The sequence below is a fragment of the Roseomonas chloroacetimidivorans genome, assembly GCF_049629625.1.
GTDB classification, from domain to species: Bacteria; Pseudomonadota; Alphaproteobacteria; order Acetobacterales; family Acetobacteraceae; genus Roseomonas; species Roseomonas chloroacetimidivorans.
In genome coordinates, this window is sequence record NZ_JBNBZS010000152.1 from 1 (window position 1) to 7221 (window position 7221).

Here is a 7221-nt window from a genome sequence, read left to right on the forward strand (position 1 = left end):
CCCTGGTGCTCCAGCACCATCCGCACCGCACGTTCGCGGACTTCGGGGGAAAAAGGTGGGGTTCGCTTCGTCATGGCTCCATCCTCTCAAGAGTTGGAGCCTCCGCAAAACCCGGCGCGGTTCAGCGTCCACCCGGCTCATCGCCGAATGCTTACGTGGCGCTGTTGCCGAGCGCCGTTCCAACGTGCCGCGGCGATGCCAGCGGTTGCCATAGACCTGGCCGGCCTAAGCCGGGTTGGTAAGCAGGCCGCGGATGCTGGCCAGGTTCCAGCGGGCCAGGCCCGTCGAGGTTCGGATGCCGCGCTGCTCCAGCAGGCGTGCCAGAGAGCAAAAGCTGTGGGCTTCATCCGCATACCAGGCAAACATCTCGCGCACGATGGCTGCCTCGGCCTCCTCGATGCGGACACCTGCAGGGTCGCGCGGGCGATCTGGATCCACCCGGTAGCCGAAAGGCGCTCTCGTCCAAGGCAGCATCACTCCCGCCTCCAACTTGCGCTGGCGGCCACGCCGCATGCGCTCAGTGATCAGCGTGCGCTCATACTCCGCCACCGCACCGCGGATCTGCAACAGCAGTTGGTCATGCGGGTCCTGGCTCATGGGACGGTCGAGAAACCGCACCTCGCAGCCATGTCCCTGCAATTCCTCGAGCAACAAGACCTGATGGACATAATTGCGCGCCAGTCTGTCCGGCGCCGTGATCAGAACCAAGTCAAGCTGACGGGCGGCAGCGCGGTCGCGCAGGCGATCCAGGCCTGGGCGCCGCAGGGACGCACCACTGTAGCCGTCATCGCGGAAGACATGATCGGCCGGCACGTCCCAGCCTTGCTCCCGCGCGTGGCCCGACAGCCGCTCCATCTGCTGCTCGACGGTCTGGGCCTGCGCCTGGCGCTGGGTCGACACCCGGGCATAGAGGGCTACCCTCATGGCCATCCTCCCGCACGCCGGGGTCGCGCCATGCGCCGGCAGGCTCGGCGGCCAGCGCCGTCGTCCAGGCCAGCACCTCCTGGTAGGCCCGATCCCATCGACGCTGGCCATCCGGAGTTGGCCATGTCGTCCGACGCACGATCCACTGGCATCGCATCTGTCCCTCCCGACTGGAGGGACAAAGCTGGGACCGTGCCCGCCCGCTTAGAGCGCTCTCGCAGCGCCAGCCGAGACCAGCTCAGGCGCAAGCGCGTCCGGCGTACCAAGCAAAATTTGTCATTTGCGATTAGGCCATCGAACAAGACCATCGGCGCGTGAAACGCCTGGTCAGACCGGGGCTTGGCTTCGGCAGGTTCCATACGGCACGGCGAACACTGGCTGGCTACGAGGCGATGGCGATGATCAGAAAGGGCCAGGTCAGGAGCATCGGCGGACGAGATATGGGAGCCCAGGCCGAGTTCGTCGCCTCACTGTTCGAGCTGGCGGCGTGACCTGACCTGATCCGGGGCGTCTTCGTTCTTGTTCGGGGTCAGCCTCAAACTTCGCAACAGAACCTGGCCAGCGCACTGGTCGTGCTCCGGCCCTGGTCCTCGTAGTCGAGTACCGAGAGCGGGATGATGGCCAGCTGCACCCGACCGCTCGCGACATATGGCTGCAGGTGCTGCATCGCCTGCACCGAGAAGGAGCACTGCGGGTCGATGAACATCCAGAGCCGCGGCGCCGAGGCGTTGCCGATCGTGCCGAAGGTGGTCGCCTGCACAAGGCGCAGCGCCGAGGCGGCATGTGGCGCCGTGGCCGCGGCGGGGCTGGCTCCCTGCGCCGGCGTGCCGGTGTCGCCGATGGTGACGGTCGGGACGGCCCCCGGTACCGCCGAAATCTGATCGCGCGTCAGGTTCTTGCCCGAGGCGTCCCACATCACGCCGGGGATGACCCGCTCGCCGTCCGGCGTTGCGTAGAACACCTGGAACTGCGTCCCGCTCTTGACTAGCATGCCGCGCAGGCCGTGCTGTATCCCGAGTTCCGTCAGGTTGCCGCCCGCGAGCCGCGCCAGCTCGGCCGCGGATAGGTCAGACATCAGCCCGGCGACGATGGCCTGCCCGTCCGGCGTGGTGGAGCCCACCATCAGCTCGTCGCCCGTGCGGGCCACCACCCGGTGCATGCCATGATACTGGCCCAGGTCGGTCAGCGTCGCCCCCGAGGCCACGATTTGCTGCAGGGCCGGCAGCTGCTGCACCGTCTCAGCGGACGCTTGCGTCCCGGAGCCACGCAGTGCCGCCGACGGCGACGGAGCCACAGCGGGTACTTGGACCTGGGTCGAATCAGCGGGAGCGTCAACCTGGATCATCGAGGGGAGCTGCGGGTTGGTGGCCGCCGCCGACCCCGCCATGGGCGGTGGCAGGCTGCAATGTGGCTCAGCCAGGGCAAGCCCGGGCACGAGGACCAGGCAAGAAGCCAGAAGGTAGGATCGCATGACGCCTCCAGTGCGTAGACGAGTGGAGGGTAAGAGGGTGCCGTGCGAACGGCGCGCGAGTTAACGCCGCGGCACTCCGCGCCGCAGGATCCGGCTGATGAGGCTGGTCCACCAGTGGCCAGTGGGGCCGGCCAGTTCGCATTCGCGATCAGTCTCGGCGAGAAGCCAGGCAAGATCAGCGATATAGGACCGGGCCAGATCGACCCGGAGGTCGTGAGTGTCGCTGTCGTCGAGCCTCAGCGCCTGCTCCAGCACTCTGGCCTTGACCTGTGCCGCATGGAGCGACAACGCCTGCATGTCGATCAGAGCCTCGACCGCGGCCTCTGCCTTTTGGAAGGTCGGCCACAACTCCGCTGCCAGTTCATCGAGCCTCTCAAGAGGCAGGCTGTCGTCCTGAAGATGTGCGTATCCCTCCTGCAGCTGAGCGAGCAGGGACAAGCATGTTCGACTGATGGAAAGGAGGTCGGTACTTTCATCCAAAGGGCTGGAGATCGTGCAGTTCCGGCCCGTAAACGCCGCTTCGCATACCCTCTCGATATCGGATACGAAGGAGAGTAGCAGAGTATCCCGTGCGGGCGACGGCTCCTCCAGCCGACGTGACAGCAACCGCTCAATGACGGCGAGCTTGCTCTTGAGACCTCGCTCACTCGAAGCCGGGGTGGCGGAAATTTGGTAGATCTTGTCGACTCTGTCCACGTCCATATCCGACAAGGTCTGCATCAGCGTGGCGTGCTCGCCCGACATCATCTGCGCGCCCTGCTCAACCTTGGAATAGACGACAGCGTCAAATTCTATTACGGAGGTGCAAAAGACGACCAGGTGTTCGTCGTCCGTAGTGGGTGATACCTCGCACGCGCCGGACGCTGCCTGTGCATCCGCGAGCACGGCATCATGAGGAGCGCTTAGCATCATCGCACGGCCTCCTGTGAACCGCCGGCCTGGCGCCAGAGCGTCGCTGCCCTAGGACTCCACAGAATCGGTTTTCGAACCGTCTCGCCGGCCGCGGAGCCGGGCGCTCTTCTGCGCGACCTGCTCTCCTGCCAGCGTGACGCTGGCCGCCCCGCGGAAGAGAAACTCGAAGCGGAGCATCTCCATGAGCCGGTCAAGATCCTTGAACAGCCGTGGCCGGGAGGGCCATGCGATATGGAAAACGTGGTAGCCCTGCTGCCACGAAGTGAGGATGTAAAGGGCGTAGCGCGTCGCCCGATTGTCCGGCTCCTGCGCCTCGGCCGTGATTCCGCGGATGTAACCGCCGGCAGCAATGCCCTCCAGGACGTCCGCGAGCGTGATGGAGGGCATGCCTCGAGGAACGAGAGAGCGGGCCCTGATTGGCTCGCGTCGGGCACGATCCCATCCCAGAGCTGAATCGCGCAGACGCTTTGCATCCCGGATGACGCACGCCTTATGACCCCCCTCTCGCCCTGCCCATAGCAGTGGACACTCCTCGAGTGCCGTAGGTCGTTGGCTGCCGCCGCTTGCTAACGGTGCAGAAAATCGGCTGTTGTATTTGGCCTCATTGACGGTGATCCGAAGGCACTGTCAGAAATCTATCCGGCTACGCCTATCACTCTTGGGAGCTTGATCTGCTTTGCTAAAGAGCCCCTGTGGGAGCGATCCACTATGTGGAAAAGGCATCGCAGAACCGACACAACTTTCTCGGCCCGTCTTCCTGTCATATACGTAAATCCCAACGAGCATTTGAAACAAGCTTCGCGAGCATCAGGAACAACCCCGGTTGGTCACATGGGTGTGAAGCTCAACCTGCGGTAGAAGATCACGCAGTGGCGAGCAAGATTTTTCAAAATCCAGAAGGTGGATGCAAGGACTGGTTGGCCGTCGATGTGGGCCAGCGCAATGGCCGGGACTGTCAGAACCACCAAAGTGTTCTGACTCTGAAGTTCCCAGGCAGTTGGCCTGGACGTTGACGGTGCATGGCAGAAGCGTTGGACGGCGGTGAGGATGTCGTCGGCGGTTTTCGTCCGGCAGAAGGGCTTTGGCTCGGCGCTGTGGGCTTCGGTGTAGGCCGTGATGGCGGCTTCGAGCTCTGCTGTGGAGCGATAGGCGCTTCGCCTAATCGCGTCGTCGGTCAGCAGGGCGAAGACACGCTCGACCTGATTGAACCAGGAGGCTGAGGTCGGCGTGTAATGCACGTGCCAGCGCGGCCGCTTGGCGAACCAGTTGCGGATCATCACCGCCTTGTGGCTCGAGGCATTATCCATCACGACGTAGATGTCGAGGCCCTCGGGGATGTTCGCCTCCACCGTGTCGAGGAAGCTACCGAACTCCGCTACTCGGTGGAGCAGCATGCACTTGCCGATGATGGTCCCGGCCTGCACGTCCAGCGCCGCAAACAGCGAGGTCGTGCCGCACGGCTTGTGGTCGTGGGTGCGCCTTTCGACCTGGCCGGGGCGGAGCGGCAACAGGGGTTGCGTGCGGGCGAGAGCCTGGATCTGTTGGGGTGGATGGCCCCCTCCCGGCATCACGGTGCCAAGACGGTGGCTGTCGAATGTCACCAATGGGGAGCCAACCGCCATGGAGGTTACAACGATCGGCCTTGATCTGGCCAGGCATGTGTTCCAGGTCCACGGTGTAGACGTGTCTGGCAGCGTTGTCCTGAAGCGGCGGCTACGGCGCCGCGAGGTGGCACCCTTCTTTGCCGCCCTGAAGCCCTGCTTGGTTGGCATGGAGGCCTGCGCCACGGCGCACTACTGGGCCCGTGAACTGCGGGCATCTGGGCACGAGGTGCGTCTGATCCCCGCCCAGTACGTGAAGGCCTATCTCCGGCGGGGCGAGAACGACGCCGCCGATGCGGCGGCGGTCTGCGAGGCGGTGCCCCGCCCCTTGATGCGCTTCGTCCCGGTGAAGGGCGAAGCGCAGCAGGCGGCCGTTATGCTGCACCGGGTGCGCGACCTGCTGGTCCGCCAGCGAACGCAACTGATCAACGCCAGTCGCGCTCACCTTGCTGAGTTTAGCGTGATCGAGGCGCAAGGGCCTTGGAATGTCGGGCGGCCGGTGGCGGGACTGGAGCAGGACGACATTGTTCCCGAAGTGGTCCGCGACTTGGTCCAGCTCCGGGCCGCGCAACTCGAGGACGCCGAGACGCGCATCGTCCAGGTCGACACCCGCATCCTGGACCAGCACAAAGCTGCTTCCGTCAGCCAGCGCCTCGCCCGCATCCCTGGGATCGGACCGCTCGTCGCCATCGCCGTTGCCGCCACGGTGCCTGATCCGTCGGCATTCCGAAGTGGGCGAGAGTTCGCCGCTTGGCTGGGCCTCGTCCCACGGCAGAACTCGACCCGGGGAAAGCCCGGCTCGGGAGGACCAGCCGCCAGGGCGACGCCTATATCCGCCGACTGCTCGTGACCGGAGCCCAGTCGGTGCTGTATTGTTCCAAGGCAGCGCGGGCGAACCCCTGGATCCAGGGCCTGCTCACCAAGCGGCCACGTATGGTGGTCGCGGTTGCCCTGGCCAACAAGACGGCGCGCAGCGCCTGGGCGGTGATGGCGCGGGGTACGCCCTACAGGATCGTGGCCGCGGCACAACCGCGGCCGCCCGCCGGAGGCTTGCGAGGGAGAAGGAGTGGGATGGAGTAGTCGGTTGCAACGACGGGTCGGGGGAAACGTGAAGAACAGAAGGGCGTCAAGCCCGAGGATCTGTTGAGGACCCGACCTGCGGAACCTGTCGGGGCCTGCGGTCATTGCCGATCGCGACTGAGGCCGGACACATGACCGCAAGCAACCTTCTGCGCCAAATGCTCGGTTTCCCCCTTGCCAGCCCGGGGCCATCCACACATGGCTCTTCTCGTCGACGCACAGTACGAGCGCGCGCTCAGGCGGGCTGAGATAAAGGCCGACGATGTCGCGCACCTTCTTCACGAACAGCGGGTCGGTCGAGAGCTTGGAGGTCGCGACCCGGTGTGGCTGCAGCGAGAACGCCTTCGAGATGCGCTGTACCATCGACGGCGCCAGCCCGGCAGCCCTGGCGATGCTGCGCGAACTCCAGTGCGTCCGGCCCGCGGGCAGCGTCTCCAGCGTAGCGGTCACCACCTCGGCCACCTTCTCGTCGGTGGCTGTCCGGGGCGCGCCGGGACGGGGTTCGTCGGTCAGACCATCAAGCCGCCGCTCGGCGAATCGGCGCTGCCAAGTCACCACCGTCATGCGCGCGATCCCGAGCCGCTCGGTAATGGCTAGGTTGCTCAGCTCTTCTGCCGCTAACAGCACGATCTCGGCGCGCAGTGCATCACCGCGGGTTATCTTGCGCCGGCGCAGGCGAGCCTCCAATTCGGCGCGCTCGCCTTCCGACAACTCGATCCGAACCGCTTTCGGCGCCACCATGACCGCCATCCCCGCTGCTCCTCGCAGCGAATCACAGCTCATCACGACTGGCTGGATATTTCGCGGTCGGGACACTCACCTTTCTGCGGCTTTTCTTTGCAGCGGTTCTTTCTCACTCTCAGCGCTCCGCGCCGGATCAGAGAGGAAGCAGTTGCGCGCTCGGGGCAGGTCTGCTCCGGCGCGACCGTAAATGGCCAGCTTGAGCGTCTTAACATTACTGATCTAGCAATCGATCTGGTGGGATCATATACCCTCGACGGCGACGAAATCCGCGATACCGGCTCCGCGCCGGAGGGCGCGCGCCGCCGTGTACTCGGGCGACCGGTAGTAACGCAGCGCCCCGTCCAGGCTGTCGAACTCGATGACGACGTTGCGCGCCCGCCCCTCGCCTTCCAGCACCTCGGCGGCGCCGCCGCGCACCAGCACCCGCCCGCCGTACTGCGTGATCACGGGCGTGGCGGCGCGCGCGTAGCGCGCGTAGGCCTCCTGGTC

General features: G+C 65.3%; 6 protein-coding genes and 3 pseudogenes. 2 read left to right on the top strand and 7 right to left on the bottom strand.

The window, feature by feature from the left end:
• Positions 1-225: 225 nt before the first annotated feature.
• Positions 226-924: a recombinase family protein gene (locus tag ACO1BU_RS35090; protein WP_424140536.1), complete on the bottom strand. Its 699-nt coding sequence runs from the start codon at positions 922-924 to the stop codon at positions 226-228.
• 293 nt (positions 925-1217) lie between these two features.
• Here ACO1BU_RS35090 and ACO1BU_RS35095 point away from each other — a divergent pair.
• A pseudogene (locus ACO1BU_RS35095) lies at positions 1218-1337 on the top strand (DDE-type integrase/transposase/recombinase); the annotation flags it as partial.
• 122 nt (positions 1338-1459) lie between these two features.
• Here ACO1BU_RS35095 and ACO1BU_RS35100 read toward each other — a convergent pair.
• The 4 genes from ACO1BU_RS35100 to ACO1BU_RS35115 form a co-directional block, all read right to left on the bottom strand.
• The gene (locus ACO1BU_RS35100) at positions 1460-2395 is read right to left on the bottom strand and encodes a hypothetical protein (RefSeq protein WP_424140537.1); all 936 of its coding nucleotides are present in this window, start codon (positions 2393-2395) and stop codon (positions 1460-1462) included.
• A 60-nt stretch (positions 2396-2455) separates the two neighbouring features.
• On the bottom strand, positions 2456-3307 hold the full coding sequence (locus ACO1BU_RS35105; protein ID WP_424140538.1) for a hypothetical protein: 852 nt from the start codon (positions 3305-3307) through the stop codon (positions 2456-2458).
• 48 nt (positions 3308-3355) lie between these two features.
• Positions 3356-3694, bottom strand: a complete 339-nt coding sequence (locus tag ACO1BU_RS35110; protein WP_424140539.1) for a hypothetical protein — start codon at positions 3692-3694, stop codon at positions 3356-3358.
• A 440-nt stretch (positions 3695-4134) separates the two neighbouring features.
• Complete coding sequence (locus ACO1BU_RS35115) at positions 4135-4908, bottom strand: IS630 family transposase (RefSeq protein WP_424140540.1); 774 nt, start codon at positions 4906-4908, stop codon at positions 4135-4137.
• 19 nt (positions 4909-4927) lie between these two features.
• On the opposite strand from ACO1BU_RS35115, the pseudogene ACO1BU_RS35120 reads away from it, so the two are divergent.
• Positions 4928-5988 (top strand): annotated as a pseudogene (locus tag ACO1BU_RS35120) (IS110 family RNA-guided transposase).
• A gap of 210 nt (positions 5989-6198) precedes the next feature.
• Here the strand turns inward: ACO1BU_RS35120 and ACO1BU_RS35125 are convergent.
• Together ACO1BU_RS35125 and ACO1BU_RS35130 are read right to left on the bottom strand one after the other, a co-directional pair.
• Positions 6199-6771, bottom strand: a pseudogene (locus ACO1BU_RS35125) (IS630 family transposase); the annotation flags it as partial.
• Between the two features lie 201 nt (positions 6772-6972).
• Positions 6973-7221 (bottom strand): DUF1330 domain-containing protein (locus ACO1BU_RS35130; protein WP_424140541.1); only part of this gene is annotated, 249 nt, incomplete at its 5' end.

Bases quoted from the DNA above. Each gene is read 5' to 3' on its own strand.
- ACO1BU_RS35100 (WP_424140537.1), bottom strand. From the start codon at position 2,395: ATGCGATCCTACCTTCTGGCTTCTTGCCTGGTCCTCGTGCCCGGGCTT.
- ACO1BU_RS35105 (WP_424140538.1), bottom strand. From the start codon at position 3,307: ATGATGCTAAGCGCTCCTCATGATGCCGTGCTCGCGGATGCACAGGCA.
- ACO1BU_RS35110 (WP_424140539.1), bottom strand. From the start codon at position 3,694: ATGCCCTCCATCACGCTCGCGGACGTCCTGGAGGGCATTGCTGCCGGC.
- ACO1BU_RS35090 (WP_424140536.1), bottom strand. From the start codon at position 924: ATGAGGGTAGCCCTCTATGCCCGGGTGTCGACCCAGCGCCAGGCGCAG.